This window comes from Mitsuaria sp. RG (assembly GCF_028369275.1).
Classification (GTDB): Bacteria; Pseudomonadota; Gammaproteobacteria; order Pseudomonadales; family Pseudomonadaceae; genus Aquipseudomonas; species Aquipseudomonas peradeniyensis.
Window position 1 is genome coordinate 1 of the sequence record NZ_JAQMYQ010000104.1, and the last position, 1,669, is coordinate 1,669.

Consider the following 1,669-nt stretch of genomic DNA (forward strand, 5'->3'; position numbering starts at 1 on the left):
CCCCCGGTGTCAGGATAGTTGTCGCCTCGCCAGATTTACCTGAAACCAGATCTCGGGGGCGGAAAGAGAGCCGTTGTGCCGTACTATTCCTCTGAGCGCAAAGCCGAACTGCTCAAGATGTTGCTCCCTCCACTCAATCTGACGATGGCCGAGGTCGCCAGGCGCGAGGGCGTTACTGAAATGTCTCTGTACACCTGGCGTAAGCAAGCCAGTGCCAAAGGATCCGTAGTGGTAACCGACCCCAAACACCCGACCGAGAGTTGGTCGGTGGAAATGAAATTCGCTGCAGTTACCGAGTGTGCCAGCTTGTCCGAAATTGAGCTGGGCGAATACTGCCGTCGTAAAGGCTTGTACCCCGAGCAGATTACCGCGTGGCGGCAGGCGTTTCTGAGCGGAATGACGCCTCAACAAGCACAACCCAAGATTGATCGGGAACAAGCCCGGCAGGACCAGAAACGCATCAAAGAACTTGAGCGCGAACTGCGCCGCAAAGACAAGGCGCTGGCTGAAACAGCTGCGTTACTGGTGCTGCGAAAAAAGCTCAACGATTACTGGGGAGTCGAAGACGAGGACAATTGACTGCTCTGCCGGAACGGCAACTGCTAGTGGCATGGCTGACAGAGGCGATCAATGCCGGTGCTCGAAAATCGATGGCGTGCCGGGAAGTTGGATTGACGCTCAGAACGTTGCAGCGCTGGACGCAAACCGAAGAGGTGCGAGCGGATGCACGCACTACTACAGTTCGCATGAGCCCGGCCAATGCGCTGAACGAGCATGAACGAAAAGTGATTCTCAATCTGTGCAATAGCGCTGAGTATGCTCACTTGCCGCCCAGTCAGATCGTACCGAGGTTGGCCGACAAGCAGATCTACGTAGGTTCGGAGTCAACGTTCTATCGGGTGCTTCGAGCTACCGGACAGAGGCAGCACCGAGGACGCGCTCAGCGCCCTGGACGCAATACCGAGCCGACAACGCATGCGGCCCATGCACCGAATCGTGTGTGGTCGTGGGACATCACGTACTTACCGTCTTCGGTGCGTGGAAAGTACTACTACCTGTATCTGATCGAGGATATTTACAGCCGTAAAAGCGTTGGCTGGGAAGTGCATGAGGACGAGGACGGCGCGAAGGCCGCAGTTTTGTTGCAAAGAAGTGTGATCAGCGAGCAATGCCTAAGGGAACCCTTGGTACTGCATTCAGACAACGGCACGCCGATGAAGTCAGCCACTTTGCTGAGCAAGATGTATGAGCTGGGCATTACGCCATCGAGGGGCAGACCGCGCGTCAGCAATGATAATCCGTATTCAGAGGCTCTTTTCAGAACGCTGAAGTACTGCCCGCAATGGCCGACCAAGGGATTCGAGACCTTGGATGCTGCAAGATGCTGGGTGCGTGATTTTATTCGTTGGTACAACCACGAACACCGACACAGCCGGATCCGCTTCGTCACACCGGCAGAGCGGCATCGGGGGCAGGATAGGCAAATCCTTGCCCGGCGCCATGAGCTGTATGAACAAGCTCGAAGCAGGAATCCAGAGCGATGGTCAGGACGCACTCGTAACTGGGAGCCAATTGGTACGGTGCTGTTGAACCCTGATCGGGATCAACAGCACACGAAGCAAGCCGCATAGCTGGAAGGGTGACGCGACAACTACCTTGAAAAACGCCG

General features: G+C 56.0%; 1 protein-coding gene. It reads left to right on the plus strand.

Going from position 1 to position 1,669, the window contains the following annotated elements:
• The first annotated feature begins 75 nt into the window (after positions 1-75).
• A protein-coding gene (locus tag POF53_RS25855; protein ID WP_442964163.1) for an IS3 family transposase occupies positions 76-1,631 on the plus strand; the annotation gives its coding sequence in 2 pieces (ribosomal slippage) (positions 76-532 and positions 532-1,631; 1,557 coding nt in all).
• Positions 1,632-1,669: the final 38 nt, after the last annotated feature.